This window comes from Paenibacillus sp. Leaf72 (assembly GCF_001422685.1).
Lineage (GTDB): Bacteria > Bacillota > Bacilli > Paenibacillales > Paenibacillaceae > Pristimantibacillus.
Genome location: NZ_LMLV01000004.1, coordinates 63,019 through 77,405, shown reverse-complemented (window position 1 = coordinate 77,405; position 14,387 = coordinate 63,019). Strand labels below are relative to the sequence as shown.

Genomic DNA, 14,387 nt, shown 5'->3' with positions numbered 1-14,387 from the left:
AGAGACATGAAGGCATATAAGGTTTTCAATATACTGATGGCAGTATTTTTTGTTTTGGCAATATCACTCCCTTTAGTAGCTGTGAACAAGTCATCTGGAAAGATATCCACTGCTGAAAATAGAGTATTGGCTAGCTTTCCAGCTTTTACAAATGGAGATGGAGGAATAAATACTCAATTTATAAAAGAGTTTGAAGAATGGTTTAATGACAATTTAGGGTTTAGAGATAAATTTGTTACGGCTAATACAGTAATTCAGTATAATTTATTTGGTATGTTGACTAAAAAGGACACAATGATTGGGAGCGACAATTGGCTTTATTATGTCACACCAGAAATAATTAAGGATTATCAACATTTGAACTTGCCATCAGAACAGCAACTTAGTCAATGGGGAAATTCACTCGAGCAAATAAATAATTATTTAAATATGGAAGGAATTCCGTTTATATCAATGTTGAATCTTGATAAGAAAACTATTTATCCAGAGAATTATCCTAAGACTATATTGAAGGTTGGTGATTTTTCAAGGAGCGATTTGGTTGAAGAATACTTAACAAATAAAACAAATGTAGATTTTTTCACACCAAGAGATGCATTATTACATGCAAAAAATAAAGCAACAGTGTATTCGCCAAGTTATGATAATGGGCATTGGAATAGTTACGGTGCATTTATAGGATATCTAGAATTAATGAAAAAGGTTCAAACGTATCTACCTGATATCAAGGTATTGTCATGGAATGATTTTAAAATCACCACGTATGAACGAGAAGTGAAAATATATAATGCTGTTTCATTCTCAGAAAAAGATTACTCATTTAGTTTGAAACGTGATAGTTCGGCTTTTCAGACTCACGATATAATTGATAAGTTGAATTTATCAAATAGTTATATGTCAGTAAGTTACCAGAATACTAATGACAACTTACCCAAGATCCTAGTTCTAGGTGACAGTTATTTATATGAATTTATGACACCATATCTTGCCGAGAGTTTTTCAGAATTAACATTTGTTTATACGGACAATATGGACAGAATCAAAAGTTTAGTAGAAATTCTTAAACCCGACATAGTTATTTACGAAAATGTCGAGCGAAGTTTCGAGAAAACTATGAATATTTTATCGACATCTACAGAATTTATGGACTATAGTACTTATAAAAATTTAACTATAGTTGAGGATCGACCATTAATGTGGATTGACTACTTTAATAATGAACTTGTTCAACAACAAGGTAGCATTAGTATAAATAATATAAATAATGCAGTAAATATTTCAGGATGGGCTTTAGACCCAAAAGCTAATGATGTGGCCTCCAATTTATTTCTCAAGGTTGGAGATAAATATTATTCGGGATCGTACGGTGCTCCTCGTACTAGTGTATCTGAACATTTTAAAAACCCTAACCTAACAAATTCGGGATTTAATTTTACAGTAAATGCTTCGGAGTTGAAAAAAGAGGGCAAGTTTAGTTTTGTAATTATTTCAAAGGATCAAAAATATCAGTATTCTCCAGTTGAATATCAAATTGTAACAAAATAAAGGAGTTTAATTTATTTTTAAAAGAGGTGTTAATCACTAATTTAAGAACAGTGAGTGATAAAGAAAATGCCTACAACTAGTGTTTGTATAATAACTTATAATAGTGAGGACGACATAGATCAGTGCTTAAAGGCGGTTATGAATCAATCCATCCCAATTGATCGTATAATTGTTATCGATAATGCTTCAACAGATGGTACTGCTCAGAGAGTAAGGCAATTTGGGAAAAAGATTTTGTTTATTGAAAATGAAGATAACAATGGATTTGCTGGCGGGCAAAATCAGGCGATCGCTCAAACCGACGCTGATTACGTTCTGGTTCTTAATCCCGATGTGACGTTGGGTCAGGATTTTTTGTTGGAAGCGGTAGCTTTCATGGAAAGTCATCCGCAAGTTGGCAGCGTGTCTGGGAAGCTAGTACTCGGCTCCGATCCTACTAAGATGGATAGTGCAGGACTTGGCATGCGCCGCACTCGTCAAGCCTATGATTTGGCCACTGATGAGCCTGCCGCGAATTGGAGCAAACCGCTGGAAGTATTCGGGGTATCCGGAGCAGCGGCAGTGTATCGCACGGCAATGATTCGTGATATTCAAATCGACGGCCAGTTTTTTGATGAGGACTATTTTGCCTATAAAGAGGATGTAGACGTGGCGTGGCGGGCGCAGAAGCTAGGCTGGAAAGCCAGTTATGTGCCTTCTGCTGGTGCGCTGCATCATCGAGGATGGAAGCAGGGAGGGCGCCGTTCTGTCCCATTGTTCATCCGTAGGCACTCCTATCAAAACCGCTGGTTCACGCTTATTAAAAATGAGCCAATCAGCTGGCAGCTGCTCTGGTTGATTCCCTTGCTAACTTTCGTGGAAGCTGCGAAGCTTGCTTATATTCTGCTCAGAGAACCAGGGCTGCTCGGCTGTTGGCCAGTTATTATCAAAATGCTGCCTGCTATGCTGCGCAAGCGCAGGCAGGTTAATCGCAAGATGAAGGAAAAGCTTAGTTAATGAGTCATTTAATGAGAATCTCATGTGGAAACATATGGGGTTCTTTTTGCATCCTTATTTTGATACAATATTACTAGAGTCGAAATCTGATAGAATGTGGGTGAATTTGCATTTATGATCCGGCAAAACCAGAGGATATTGTCCCAGTTATATATGCTTGCGGATCTGTTATGTACGTTAATTGTATTTCTTGCCGCCTATTGGCTTAAATTTTATAGTGACTGGCTGTCCTATGTGAATTCCGTTCCTTTCTCCACCTATTTGGTTTGGGGAACCGTCTATTCATTTTCAGCTGTCGTAGTCGGTTTTTATTTGCAGTTTTATTCGCCTAAGCGTCGCAAAAATTATTCCTATGAAGTACTGAAGATTATACAGATTCAGACGATTAGTTTCCTGTTCTTGCTCAGCTTATTTTACTTCACAGGTGAAGTTCATATTTCCCGGGAATTACTTTTAATCTTTTTCCTGATGAATATTGCTGCTATAGCCCTCTATCGTTATGTAGTAAAATCGATGCTGTTCTCCTTTCGACGTCGCGGTTATAACAAGCGTTATGTGCTAATAGTCGGGGCAGGCTCAGTGGGGCGCAGCTTTTATCATAATTTGCAGAAGCGTCCTGAACTGGGGTATGAAGCAGTCGGTTTTCTAGATGATTATCAAGGTGAACATGCGGAGGAGCATCAGTTCATGCAGCCGATTATCGGCAAGCTGGACGATCTTGAAGCGAAGCTGAATGAGCTTACGATTGACGAGGTTATTATCGCATTGCCGCTCGAAGCGCATAAGAAATATGCGCAGATCATTGAGACTTGCGAGAAGACTGGCGTGAAGACGCTAATTATCCCTGATTTTTTTGATTTGTTGCCCGCTAGGCCGTTTTTTGATAATTTTGCCGGTATTCCGCTTATAAATGTACGGGATGTTCCGCTAGATGAGCTGAGTAATCGTGTACTGAAGCGCGGCTTTGATATTATTTTTTCGCTTATTGCAATCCTTGTTACTTCACCTATTATGCTCGCGACGGTCATTGGCATCAAACTGACCTCGCCTGGACCAGTTCTGTTTAAACAGGAGCGGATGGGATTGAACCGCAAAAATTTCTTCATGTATAAATTCCGTTCGATGCGCGTATCGACAGGTGAAGTGTCCAACACCCAATGGACGGTGGAAAATGATCCGCGCCGTACGAAGTTTGGCAGCTTCCTGCGCCGCACGAGCCTTGACGAGCTGCCGCAGTTTTTTAATGTGCTGTTCGGACATATGAGCGTTGTCGGTCCGCGCCCGGAGCGTCCGTACTTCGTTAGCCAGTTCAAAGAAGAGATTCCGAAGTATATGATCAAGCATCAGATTCGTCCTGGCATTACCGGTTGGGCGCAGACGAATGGGCTGCGTGGTGATACTTCCATTGAGGATCGAATCGTACATGATTTATTTTATATTGAAAACTGGACTTTTATTTTGGATTTAAAAATCATCGTAATGACGATTGTGAGAGGGTTTGTCAATAAAAATGCTTACTGACCGCAGTACAAATGTGAAGGTTTCGGTAATAATTCCTACATTAAATGCAGGATTGGAGTTTGTTGAGCTTATTCAAAGGCTGCAGAAACAAACACTACTGCCCTACGAAATTATCGTTATGGACTCCAGCTCCGAGGATGGTACACCAGAGCGGGCGCTTCAACTGGGTACGCGTGTGCTGACGGTGCTGCGCAGTGAATTTGATCATGGCGGTACGCGCAATACGGCTGCTGCCCAGGCAAAAGGCGATTTTTTCGTATTTATGACGCAGGATGCGCTGCCATATGATGAACAGCTGCTTGAAAAGCTTGTCCAGCCGCTGCTTGATGATGCTAGAACCGCCTGCTCCTACGCAAGGCAAATACCATATCCCCATGCAGGTATATTGGAGCGATTGGCGAGAGCATCTAACTATCCGCGTGAGCCACGATTGAAATCTAAAGCAGATATTGATCAAATGGGCATTCAAACGTTTATTTGCTCGAATGTATGTGCGGCCTATCGCAGAGAAACCTTTTATGAGATGGGCAGCTTTGATGCTCCTGTTATTTTTAATGAGGATATGTTTATGGCCGCAACCTGTGTCATGAACGGATACAGCATTGCTTATGCGGCGGAAGCAGGCGTTTACCATTCTCATGATTATACGCTGATGCAGCAGTTCAGGCGTTTTTTTGACAATGGAGTATCGATGTGCCGTAACGAATGGATTATCCCTTTTAGCAAAGTGGGCAAGCCCGGCTTTAAGCTGGTCAAAACCCAGCTCCAATGCTTGCTGAAAGAGCATCGTTATCATTTGATACCTGTGCTTTTTGCGGAATCAGCAGCGAAGCTTATCGGCTACAAGCTGGGTATCAAACATAAACGTCTTCCGGTGTTTTTGTGCAGGTATTTCAGCATGCATAAGCTGATTTGGGACCGAATGCATCGCGTTAACGATGCGTCAACTCCTATGAAACGTACAGGCTAGCCTAATTAGCAGATAAAGATATTCTCTAAATTATAGATGAAGCTGCTTATGGTTATTAGCGATTGTAGCAACGATACTTAGTAAACCTTCCAGCAGACAGAATAGCACGCGCCCCCGATTCGGTAATCGGGGGCGCGTGCTGTTTTGTTATGTTATGTGTTTTTAATCTCCTGCATATCAAATCAGCTTGCTTATAAAGAAACAAGCGCATAATGGAACGATGAACCGCGGACACTAAATAAGCAGGATTCTAGCCGCAAGTTGCTTTTTTATATTACATTGCAAAAATTAGTAGGTTATGTGCCGCTTTAAGCACGCGTCACAACAAGGGGGACCTATCATGTCCGTTTGGTTGATTACAATTGCCCTAGCCATCGTTCTAGGGCTTTATTTACTGCAATTTGTATTTATCTTCACAATGGAATATCGTAGGCCTACACGCCTAGCTGCCTGGATGACGATTACGATGCTGCTGCCGATTTTAGGGATTGTGCTTTACTTGCTGCTTGCACGGCCGGTGAATCGCCAAAGCAGCCATACACATAAACGGCTGGCTCAAGAGAAGCTTCTCCAAGCCGGGGAGCTGACGCAAAATGCGCAAAGCTTTGCTGATTTGAAGGCAAGACAGGAGCTTGATGGGCAAGAACAGCTATTCCGGCTGTTGACGGCTTCGAAAGGCCACTGTATTACACTGCGCAATAAGGTCGATGTGCTCCAAAATGGACACGATACCTACGAGGCGATCTTGGCGGCGATAAGCCGGGCACAAAGCTTTATTCATCTTGATTATTATACGATACGGGATGATAGAATCGGACAGCGCTTCAAGCAAGCTTTGATCGAGAGGGCAAGGGCGGGGGTAAAAGTTCGCGTGCTGTATGACGGCATCGGCAGCATGAATCTAAGCCAGGCCTATATTCACGAGCTTAATACGGCTGGCATTCAGACAAGCTGTTTTTTGCCGCCGCGCCATGCCTGGTACGAGCGGAGGCTGAACAACCGCAATCACAGTAAAATCGTAGTCATCGATGGCAAAATCGGCTTCGTTGGAGGTATTAATATTGGCGATGAGTATTTGGGTAAAAATCCGAAGCTTGGGTTTTGGCGGGATACCCATGTGCAGCTGGAGGGAGATGCGGTTTATTTTTTACAGCAGCTGTTCAGGAGCGATTGGGCTTTTGCTGCAAAAGAAGAGCTGAGCGAAGCGCTCTATATGCCGCTGCATCATTGTGAAGGCAACGATCCCGTATTGATTACGCCTGGAGGCCCTGATCAAATCGGGGAGCCGATCTTGGAATCAGTCGTTGCTTCGGTAATGGCTGCGAAAGAAAGCATATGCTTGTCGACGCCCTATTTTATACCTGATCCGGGATTGCTGATGGCGCTTCGCGTAGCGGCGCTGAGCGGCGTCGATGTGCGAATTATTATTCCGGGCAAAGGGGATTCCCAGCTTGTATTGTGGGCTACGCTCTCCTATGTAGAGCCGCTGCTTAAGGCGGGGATTAAGGTGTTTCGCTATCGAAAAGGATTTATACACGCCAAGGTGCTCATCATTGATCGCATGCTGGCGTCAGTGGGAACGGCGAATATGGATATGCGCAGCTTCTACAACAATTATGAGCAAAATGCGCTTTTATTTGATGCGGGATCTATTTCGCAGCTGAAGCGGGATTTTCGGCAGGATGAGCGGGATAGCGAGGAGCTGAGCTTGAACCGTTTTTCGGAGCGGCCAGTCCTTCAGAAAATGGCGGAAGCTGCTGCGCATCTGCTGTCTCCATTATTATAAGCGGGCACTTGAACGGCAGGAATGAATGAACAAGTGTCCGATCGGGCATATTTTGCAAGTAGGCAAGGAGCTGTTTAAAGAAAGGAGGGATGGCAATGACAGATATGAATGATCAACCAGCAGGCGAAAACACAACTAATGGTACAGGCGTTGACGCCCAGCATGAAGGGCGCTCCGATTATTTTATGGATATTGACCGTATGGTGAACGAAGGGCTTGGAGGAGGCAATGTAACGCCTCATAACGGCCTTATTGATGAATCGACGACCGATACGATGGAGGAAGAGGGCAGATAGCAATTAAGCTTAAGGAGGGATCCTGATGGACGTTTCGCGCGCCAAGCAGATCTATGATTCATCGCAAACAATTGGAGTGCAGCTCGATGGGAAAGCCGTATGGATCGAGCATGTAGACGTAGCGAACAGCATGGCAACCGTACAGGTGGGCTCCAATCCATTAAATACGGAAACGGTATCGGTGGAGCGGCTGCGGGAAGAGTAATTCCCGCTTTAAGAGGCGCAGCCTAAGCATATCATGAAAAGCAGGGTATTTTCTCAGGCCAGCGGCCCATAGAAAAACCCTGCTTTTTTCGTATGCCCACAGGCCGGGCATCTTACCCGCCAAACGACTCGCGGAAGGCTTCGCTTAGCTTCGCTCGGTCCGTCTCCCATAGCTCGGCGATTTCAGCGGAGACGTTCTCATCCCACCAATCCGCGAGCAGCTTGCGATTGCTTTTATGCTCGTGAATCCACAGCAGATTGACTGCTACCTTCTTAAAATACAAATTTTCCGCCTGATCAAGCTTTTCTTTGGACACCCACAGCTTTAAACGTTTGGCCGTACGGTACAGCTCATTGCTGCAGGCACGCCGTATTTTGCGAGCGGTAGGCAGGCTTGAGTCATGCTTCTGGGCAGTAGGCTTCATGGCAGACCCGCTCCTCTCTTTCCTCTATATGTATGCTTCCGCCCGCATGAACGTCACCTGCACGGTTTCGACTGGATGAGCCTTCCTTCGGTGTGGTAGAATAACAAACGAAGCAGTAGTTTAGAGAGGATGTGAGAGGCAAGCGTGATGGATAGCATTTCGGAGATTTTGCATACCCTGCTTTTATGGATTGAAAGCCTTGGCTACTTTGGGATTTTGATCGGTTTGCTGATGGAGGTCATTCCAAGCGAGATTGTACTCGGCTTTGGCGGCTACTTGGTGTACAAAGGCGAAATTTCCTACGCGGGCGCCGTCTTTTTTGGAACGCTCGGCGCGGTTGGGCAAAACTGGATTTTGTATGCTTTCGGCAGATTCGGCGGACGTCCCCTGGTGGAGAAATACGGAAAATATATTAAAATTAAAAAGAAGCATGTCGACCTAGCCGAAGAATGGTTCAAAAAATATGGCTCCGGCATTGTATTTACAGCCCGTTTCGTTCCCGTCATGCGTCAGGTCATCTCGATTCCTGCAGGCATGGCGAAGATGAATTTCTGGCTGTTTACTGCACTTACCGCAGCTGCTTCCCTGCCATGGGCGCTATTGTTCGTCCATTTGGGCCGCTCGCTTGGCGAAAATTGGGAAAATATTCATGAGCAGGCGAAGGATTATGTGCTTCCAGCTATTATTCTCGCAGTATTGTTAATCATTGTTTATTCGCTTTATAAATTTAGAAAATCACGTAAGAAATCAGCGTAATGCAGCCTGATCCGCATGAACCTACGATACATATAACAGGAGAAAGAGGGTAATTAATTATGAGCAAAAGCGTAGCAGAGAAATTGAATAAAGGCATTAGCCCGCAGCAATTCATCGACGGCATGGAGAAAAATAAAGAGGCTTTTCAAGACTGGTACAATCAGTTTGCATGGACGGATGAAAGCGATCGTGAATTTTTCGAATCGCTGAACAACCGCGACGATTTGCGCTGCTTGATTTTAATGGCAGAATGGTGTGGCGATGTCATTCGCAATATTCCGGTTGTATTCCGTGCGCTCGAAAATAGCGGCGTTCCAACAGAGGTGCTCATTATGGAGGAGCATCTCGATACGATGGAGCAGTTTTTGACCATGGGCGGCCGCGCGGTGCCGATCGTTATTATTGCAGATACAGGCGGCCATGTGCTCGGACAATGGGGACCGCGTCCTAAGCATGTTCAAGAAGCGATGACCGCATTCAAGCTGGAAAATCCAGACCGTGAAGCAGCGGATTATCAAGACAAGCTTGGACTTGTTCGCCAAGAAATGGGCCGCCGTTACGGCGAAGGCACAGGCTATCATTCGGTTATTGTGAAAGAGCTGCGCGATCTGCTGGAGTCGTTCTAAACAGAAGAATAGGAGCGCTGATCATGAGTGAAATGCGAGTTGAGTCATTTGCGCTGGGACCTCTCCAGACAAATTGTTACCTCCTCACGGTAAAGGATGAGGAAACAGGCAAGGAACGGGGCCTCATCATTGATCCGGGCATGAACCCGAAAGGTGTGCTGAAGCGGATTGCCGATACGCATATTGAGGCGATTTTGCTGACGCATGCCCACTTCGATCATATGGGCGGTGTGGATGAGGTTCGCAAAGCGGCAGGCTGCCCAGTTTATATTCACGATTTGGAGGCCGACTGGCTGACGGATGCTGGGAAAAATGGTTCGATGCGCTGGCAGGAGGTAACGCCGCCGTTGACGACCGATCCGGCCGAATACGCCTTGGATGAAGGGATGACGCTGGAGCTGCTGGGCGAGAAATTTCGCGTTATGCATACGCCGGGACATTCTCCAGGCAGCGTGAGCTTTCTGCGCGGCAACGATCTTTTTTCCGGCGACGTGCTGTTCAGGCTTTCCGTTGGACGTACGGATTTGCCGGGCAGCCGCGAGCGGGATTTATACGATTCCATTCAGGGCAAGCTTTACAAGCTGCCTGATGAGGTTAAAGTATATCCGGGGCATGGCCCGCGGACAACGATTGGCTTTGAGAAGGCGAATAATCCTTTTACGCGATAATCGCTTAGGCTTTTACAAGCAATATAACCGTCAGCCAGCGTGGCATTTGCCGCCTGCGGCTGGCGGTTTTTTGTGCTGAATCCGGTAGCTGTGCACATTTGAAATGTATAGGCGGTCCAATGATTTTGAACACTTGCCCAACATAATGGTAAAATAGGAAGAAGCCCACCTGCGGCAAAACAAGCAGGCTATGAAAATGCAAAAGGACGGTGCATACCGCTTGGCAAATACGACGACGAATATAACGAGTGAAGCGCTCGATGGACCAACTGGCAAGGTGGAACGGACAGCGGAGCAAATAGCTGCGGAAAATGAACGGATTATTAAAGGCGTAGCTGTCCAGCTGTCTATCCCGGTTACTAAAGTGAAAGCGGCTGTCGCCTTGCTGGATGAAGGCAATACGATTCCGTTTATCTCCAGATACCGCAAGGAAATGACGGGCGAGCTGGATGAAACCGAGCTTAGAGCGATTGAGGAAAAACTGCAATATTTGCGTAATTTGGAAGAGCGCAAGCGTGAGGTAATCCGGCTTATCGACGAGCAGGGCAAACTAACCGAGGAATTGAGCTTAGCCATCAATGCGTCCGTAAAGCTGCAGGAAATCGAAGATTTATACCGGCCTTATCGCCAGAAGCGCAAGACGCGGGCGAGCGTGGCGAAGGAGCGTGGATTAGAGCCGCTTGCCCAGTGGCTTTGGTCGCAGCCGCGTCAAGGAGAGCCGCTCGCCGAGGCAGTTAAATATATCGATGAGGCCAAAGGTGTTCCCGGCGCTCAGGAAGCGCTGCAAGGGGCAATGGATATTTTGGCTGAAAATATAGCGGATGACGCGTCGATTCGCTCTTGGGTGCGAAAGCATACGTTTGATCATTCGCTTATTCGTACCGAGGCACGTGATGCGAAAGCGGAGTCTGTATACGAAATGTACTACAGCTACAATGAACCGCTGCGCAAGCTGCCTCCTCATCGCGTGCTGGCGATTAATCGCGGCGAGCGCGAGGATGTGCTGAAGGTAGCATTCGAATTGTCCACAGAGCGGATTCATGAGCATGTTGGTCGTAAAATTTTACGGAATCATACAGCTGAAGCGGTGCGAAGCGTGCTCGTTGCCGTCATTGAGGATTCGTATAAACGCTTGATAGCGCCGTCCATTGAGCGCGAGGTTCGCGGTGAGCTGACGGATAAAGCGGAGGAGCACGCGATTTCGATTTTTTCGGAAAATCTGCGCAATCTGCTGCTTCAGCCGCCTGTTCGCGGCAATGTCGTGCTTGGCGTCGATCCCGCCTTCCGCACAGGCTGCAAACTGGCGGTCATAGACGATACAGGCAAGCTGCTGGAGGTGGCTGTATCCTATCCGACTGCCCCGCATCATAAAGTAGTGGAAGCGGAGCGTTTAATTAATGGCCTGATTGATAAATATAAAGTCGAGCTGATTGTCATTGGCAATGGGACGGCCTCAAGGGAAACGGAGCAATTTATTGCGAACCTGATTAAAGCCCGCCAAGCTGCGCCTGGTCTCGAGCTGAAATATATTATTGTCAGCGAGGCAGGGGCGAGCGTGTATTCGGCTTCCAAGCTGGCAGCCGAGGAATTCCCTTCGCTTGACGTTGCCGAGCGCAGCGCCGTGTCCATTGCACGCAGGCTGCAGGACCCGCTGGCCGAGCTGGTCAAGATTGAGCCAAAGGCAATCGGCGTCGGCCAATACCAGCATGACGTGAGCCAGAAGCGCCTGGATGAAAGCCTGGGCGCTGTCGTGGAGTCAGCGGTTAACCATGTTGGTGTAGACGTTAATACGGCTTCAGCGTCGCTGCTGTCCTATGTGGCAGGCATTAATGCAACAACAGCTCGCAACATCGTCAAATACCGCGAGGAAAATGGCCGTTTCGTGAAGCGGGCGCAGCTGCAAAAGGTGCCGCGTCTTGGCGCGAAAGCGTACGAGCAGTGTATCGGCTTCCTGCGCATTCCTGAAGCGGCCAATCCGCTGGATGCGACACCAATCCACACCGAGTCGTATGCGGTCGTAGACAAGCTTTTTGCCCATCTGGGCGTTAAGCTGAACCAGCTTGGCTCGGAAGAGCTGAAGCAGAAGCTGACAGAGCTTGATGTGGCTTCCGTTGCTCCTGAGCTTGGCGTCGGGGTTCCAACGCTGCGCGACATTGTGGACAGCCTCCTGCGTCCCGGACGCGATCCGCGGGAGGAGCTTCCCGCTCCTATTTTTCATACCGAGGTGCTGAATCTGGAGGATTTGACAGCGGGCATGGAGCTGCAGGGCACGGTTCGCAACGTCATCGATTTCGGCGCTTTTATCGATATTGGGCTTAAAAATGACGGGCTCGTCCATATTTCCCAATTAAGCGATAAATTCGTGAAGCATCCGATGGACGTTGTTTCTGTAGGGGATACCGTTACCGTCTGGGTACTGACCGTAGATGTGAAAAAAGGGCGCGTTGGCCTTACGATGCGCAAGCCAGGTTAATAAAAGCTTGAAAGACGGACTTGCCGATTGTCGGCAAGTCCGTCATACTTAACAGGGAATATAATGAATGACCCTGTTATGTGACAGAGAGGATGACTATCTATGCAAGCCGAGAAATGCAGCACTTTTCCCCATCATAAATGGTTTGGCATAGCGCTTCAGGCGCTCGTTGTGCTTGCTCATAAGGATCAGCCATGCACAAGCGCAGAAATTTCAAAACGGCTCCAGGTCGAGCCAACGCTGCTGCGTCGCGTGATGGCGGAGCTTGCCCGCGAGGGGCTTTTGGCAACGAAGGAAGGCAAGGACGGAGGCTACAAGCTAAGCCGTTCTGCAGGCGCAATTACGCTCGCAGATGTGTATTTAGCGCTTCAACTAGGCGAGCCTTTATGCAAAGGGCTGGAGCAGACGACTGGAGAGCATGAATTTGGACAGGAAATGCGTCAGGCATTTGGTGAAATTTCTGAAGGAGTCAAAAATAGCGCGCTCGAAATGCTTGGTCAAGGGACAATTGAACAGCTGACGAGACGGGTTTGCGACCTTAAAAAGGTAACAGATAATCAACTATAAAATAGTTAGAAATATACGATTGACAAGTGAGTAGATGGAGGACTATACTATTGCTTGTGTAGCAGATGTTTTTTTTGAAATCAACTGTGTTATATTACGCACAGTAAGAATTGCACTTATATAAACGATATTCGGAGGGAATTATCATGACTGTACAAACACAGCTGGATCAATCTTTTTATCAAGTATTAAGCGATCGCCGCTCGGTGCGCCACTATGACAATACTGCAAAAATGACAGAAGCGGAAATTACGGAAATTTTGGAAATTGCCGCTAAAGCACCGTCATCGTCGAACATGCAGCCTTGGCGTTTTCTAGTTGTAACGGACGAGGAGCTCAAACAGCAATTGCTGCCTATCTCGAACAATCAGCAGCAGGTTGTGGACGCAGCAGCTGTTATCGTCGTGTTGGGCGACCTGGAAATGTATAAGAATGCTGAAAAGATTTACGGTTCAATGGCGGAAGCTGGCCTTATGACCAAAGAGATGAGCGAATCGTTCGCTGCCAACTCGCAAAAGCTGTACACATCCATTCCAAAGGAACGTCTACATGAAGTGACTGTATTTGATGCAGGCCTCGTATCGATGCAAATTATGCAAGTAGCAAAAGCGAAAGGCTATGATACCGTGCCTATGGGCGGCTACGATCGCGATAAAGTAAGAGCGCTGCTGAACATTCCAGAGCGTTATGCATTGAACATTTTGCTGCCAATCGGCAAAGCTTCCCAAACCGGACATCCGAGTACGCGTCTGCCGATCAACGACATTGCATTTTTCAACAAAATGTAATTCATAATCATAAACGAAGAAGCCTCTGGCAGCCACTGCAATTAGTGGGAGCCGGAGGCTTCTTTTTTTAAAAAAAGATAAGAATGTATAAGCTGCACCCTTATAAATTCTTATCTTTCACCCTAGAAACGGCAGCTTTGCCGCCAGAGGACAGCGACAGCCGTTTACGCTTGCTATGACGCTCAATGGCGAATCGTCAATTCGTTGTTATTGTCCGTATCCTTGGTGCTTTGCTTGCTGCGATAAAAATACCAGCATTCATTTAGCAGCTTAATTTGCCTGCGATCTTTCTTATGAAACGCACGCATCATTTGATTGCACAGCCACTGCGGCATAGTGGATCGCCCTCCTCCCGGTCATCCCTGATGTATTACTACCATATGGGGAAGGGCGAATGTCCGTGCAGGTCCTATTTAGCCGATTTCATCTTCGTACCATTGCTCAAGCTGAGCTTGCAGCGCACGAATTTCCGTGAGCAGCGCAATAAGCGGGTAAGCAGACTCTTTAACAGCCGCAAATTCGCGTTCCAACTCGTTAATGTAGTCTAAGCCCGAAGCAATGCGAATCGAGCTGTCATGGAGCTCTACGCGGTCACATTCAGCAATCGCATATGGAAGCGCAGGCACCTGCTCAGCAGTAAGCTTGTCCAGCTCCTTGTGCAGGCGCAAGTTAAGGGCGCTTAATTGATAGGCATGCGTATCAGGCATTTCTACAAAGAAGACCTGATCATTGTTTTTCATTAGTACAAAACGCATCGTTGGCATAA

Annotated in this window: 16 protein-coding genes; 13 read left to right on the top strand and 3 right to left on the bottom strand. The window is 46.6% G+C overall.

What is annotated here, in order from left to right; all coding sequences use genetic code 11:
* Positions 1 to 6: 6 nt before the first annotated feature.
* The 7 genes from ASF12_RS11285 (at position 7) to ASF12_RS11255 (ending at position 7,319) form a co-directional block, all read left to right on the top strand.
* Positions 7 to 1,545: an alginate O-acetyltransferase AlgX-related protein gene (locus ASF12_RS11285; RefSeq protein ID WP_056034114.1), complete on the top strand. Its 1,539-nt coding sequence runs from the start codon at positions 7 to 9 to the stop codon at positions 1,543 to 1,545.
* 66 nt (positions 1,546 to 1,611) lie between these two features.
* On the top strand, positions 1,612 to 2,541 hold the full coding sequence (locus tag ASF12_RS11280; protein WP_056034296.1) for a glycosyltransferase family 2 protein: 930 nt from the start codon (positions 1,612 to 1,614) through the stop codon (positions 2,539 to 2,541).
* A 114-nt stretch (positions 2,542 to 2,655) separates the two neighbouring features.
* Entirely contained in the window at positions 2,656 to 4,062 is a 1,407-nt protein-coding gene (locus ASF12_RS11275; RefSeq protein ID WP_056034109.1) for an undecaprenyl-phosphate glucose phosphotransferase, read from the top strand.
* Complete coding sequence (locus ASF12_RS11270; RefSeq protein WP_056034108.1) at positions 4,052 to 5,032, top strand: glycosyltransferase family 2 protein; 981 nt, start codon at positions 4,052 to 4,054, stop codon at positions 5,030 to 5,032. Before ASF12_RS11275 ends, ASF12_RS11270 begins: the two co-directional genes overlap by 11 nt.
* Positions 5,033 to 5,372: 340 nt before the next feature.
* Positions 5,373 to 6,818, top strand: a complete 1,446-nt coding sequence (gene cls / locus ASF12_RS11265) for a cardiolipin synthase (RefSeq protein ID WP_056034105.1) — start codon at positions 5,373 to 5,375, stop codon at positions 6,816 to 6,818.
* A 95-nt stretch (positions 6,819 to 6,913) separates the two neighbouring features.
* Complete coding sequence (locus ASF12_RS11260; RefSeq protein WP_235533129.1) at positions 6,914 to 7,114, top strand: hypothetical protein; 201 nt, start codon at positions 6,914 to 6,916, stop codon at positions 7,112 to 7,114.
* A 25-nt stretch (positions 7,115 to 7,139) separates the two neighbouring features.
* On the top strand, positions 7,140 to 7,319 hold the full coding sequence (locus ASF12_RS11255; protein WP_056034102.1) for an H-type small acid-soluble spore protein: 180 nt from the start codon (positions 7,140 to 7,142) through the stop codon (positions 7,317 to 7,319).
* A 112-nt stretch (positions 7,320 to 7,431) separates the two neighbouring features.
* Here the strand turns inward: ASF12_RS11255 and ASF12_RS11250 are convergent, their stop codons facing one another.
* Positions 7,432 to 7,743, bottom strand: a complete 312-nt coding sequence (locus ASF12_RS11250; RefSeq protein WP_056034098.1) for a hypothetical protein — start codon at positions 7,741 to 7,743, stop codon at positions 7,432 to 7,434.
* A 147-nt stretch (positions 7,744 to 7,890) separates the two neighbouring features.
* On the opposite strand from ASF12_RS11250, the gene ASF12_RS11245 reads away from it, so the two are divergent.
* The 6 genes from ASF12_RS11245 (at position 7,891) to ASF12_RS11215 (ending at position 13,621) form a co-directional block, all read left to right on the top strand.
* The gene (locus ASF12_RS11245; RefSeq protein ID WP_056034095.1) at positions 7,891 to 8,499 is read left to right on the top strand and encodes a DedA family protein; all 609 of its coding nucleotides are present in this window, start codon (positions 7,891 to 7,893) and stop codon (positions 8,497 to 8,499) included.
* Positions 8,500 to 8,558: 59 nt separating this feature from the next.
* Positions 8,559 to 9,125, top strand: a complete 567-nt coding sequence (locus ASF12_RS11240; protein WP_056034092.1) for a thioredoxin family protein — start codon at positions 8,559 to 8,561, stop codon at positions 9,123 to 9,125.
* Between the two features lie 32 nt (positions 9,126 to 9,157).
* Positions 9,158 to 9,793 (top strand): MBL fold metallo-hydrolase, encoded by a 636-nt coding sequence (locus tag ASF12_RS11235; protein WP_081418765.1) that lies wholly within the window; start codon positions 9,158 to 9,160, stop codon positions 9,791 to 9,793.
* A 196-nt stretch (positions 9,794 to 9,989) separates the two neighbouring features.
* Entirely contained in the window at positions 9,990 to 12,266 is a 2,277-nt protein-coding gene (locus ASF12_RS11225; RefSeq protein WP_155973061.1) for a Tex family protein, read from the top strand.
* Positions 12,267 to 12,368: 102 nt separating this feature from the next.
* Positions 12,369 to 12,833 (top strand): RrF2 family transcriptional regulator, encoded by a 465-nt coding sequence (locus tag ASF12_RS11220; protein WP_056034085.1) that lies wholly within the window; start codon positions 12,369 to 12,371, stop codon positions 12,831 to 12,833.
* A gap of 146 nt (positions 12,834 to 12,979) precedes the next feature.
* Complete coding sequence (locus tag ASF12_RS11215) at positions 12,980 to 13,621, top strand: nitroreductase family protein (RefSeq protein ID WP_056034082.1); 642 nt, start codon at positions 12,980 to 12,982, stop codon at positions 13,619 to 13,621.
* 182 nt (positions 13,622 to 13,803) lie between these two features.
* On the opposite strand, the gene cmpA is transcribed toward ASF12_RS11215, so the two are convergent.
* The gene (cmpA, locus tag ASF12_RS34395) at positions 13,804 to 13,956 is read right to left on the bottom strand and encodes a cortex morphogenetic protein CmpA (protein WP_099516750.1); all 153 of its coding nucleotides are present in this window, start codon (positions 13,954 to 13,956) and stop codon (positions 13,804 to 13,806) included.
* 78 nt (positions 13,957 to 14,034) lie between these two features.
* A complete protein-coding gene (locus ASF12_RS11210) occupies positions 14,035 to 14,385 on the bottom strand; it encodes a hypothetical protein (protein ID WP_056034079.1) in 351 nt (116 codons plus the stop codon).
* Positions 14,386 to 14,387 lie beyond the last annotated feature (2 nt).

Coding starts and splice junctions, on each gene's coding strand:
- ASF12_RS11260 (WP_235533129.1), top strand. CDS start 6,914: ATGACAGATATGAATGATCAACCAGCAGGCGAAAACACAACTAATGGT.
- ASF12_RS11270 (WP_056034108.1), top strand. CDS start 4,052: ATGCTTACTGACCGCAGTACAAATGTGAAGGTTTCGGTAATAATTCCT.
- ASF12_RS11255 (WP_056034102.1), top strand. CDS start 7,140: ATGGACGTTTCGCGCGCCAAGCAGATCTATGATTCATCGCAAACAATT.
- ASF12_RS11280 (WP_056034296.1), top strand. CDS start 1,612: ATGCCTACAACTAGTGTTTGTATAATAACTTATAATAGTGAGGACGAC.
- ASF12_RS11225 (WP_155973061.1), top strand. CDS start 9,990: ATGCAAAAGGACGGTGCATACCGCTTGGCAAATACGACGACGAATATA.
- cls (WP_056034105.1), top strand. CDS start 5,373: ATGTCCGTTTGGTTGATTACAATTGCCCTAGCCATCGTTCTAGGGCTT.
- ASF12_RS11285 (WP_056034114.1), top strand. CDS start 7: ATGAAGGCATATAAGGTTTTCAATATACTGATGGCAGTATTTTTTGTT.
- ASF12_RS11240 (WP_056034092.1), top strand. CDS start 8,559: ATGAGCAAAAGCGTAGCAGAGAAATTGAATAAAGGCATTAGCCCGCAG.
- ASF12_RS11250 (WP_056034098.1), bottom strand. CDS start 7,743: ATGAAGCCTACTGCCCAGAAGCATGACTCAAGCCTGCCTACCGCTCGC.
- ASF12_RS11210 (WP_056034079.1), bottom strand. CDS start 14,385: ATGCCAACGATGCGTTTTGTACTAATGAAAAACAATGATCAGGTCTTC.
- ASF12_RS11220 (WP_056034085.1), top strand. CDS start 12,369: ATGCAAGCCGAGAAATGCAGCACTTTTCCCCATCATAAATGGTTTGGC.
- ASF12_RS11245 (WP_056034095.1), top strand. CDS start 7,891: ATGGATAGCATTTCGGAGATTTTGCATACCCTGCTTTTATGGATTGAA.
- ASF12_RS11235 (WP_081418765.1), top strand. CDS start 9,158: ATGCGAGTTGAGTCATTTGCGCTGGGACCTCTCCAGACAAATTGTTAC.
- cmpA (WP_099516750.1), bottom strand. CDS start 13,956: ATGCCGCAGTGGCTGTGCAATCAAATGATGCGTGCGTTTCATAAGAAA.
- ASF12_RS11215 (WP_056034082.1), top strand. CDS start 12,980: ATGACTGTACAAACACAGCTGGATCAATCTTTTTATCAAGTATTAAGC.
- ASF12_RS11275 (WP_056034109.1), top strand. CDS start 2,656: ATGATCCGGCAAAACCAGAGGATATTGTCCCAGTTATATATGCTTGCG.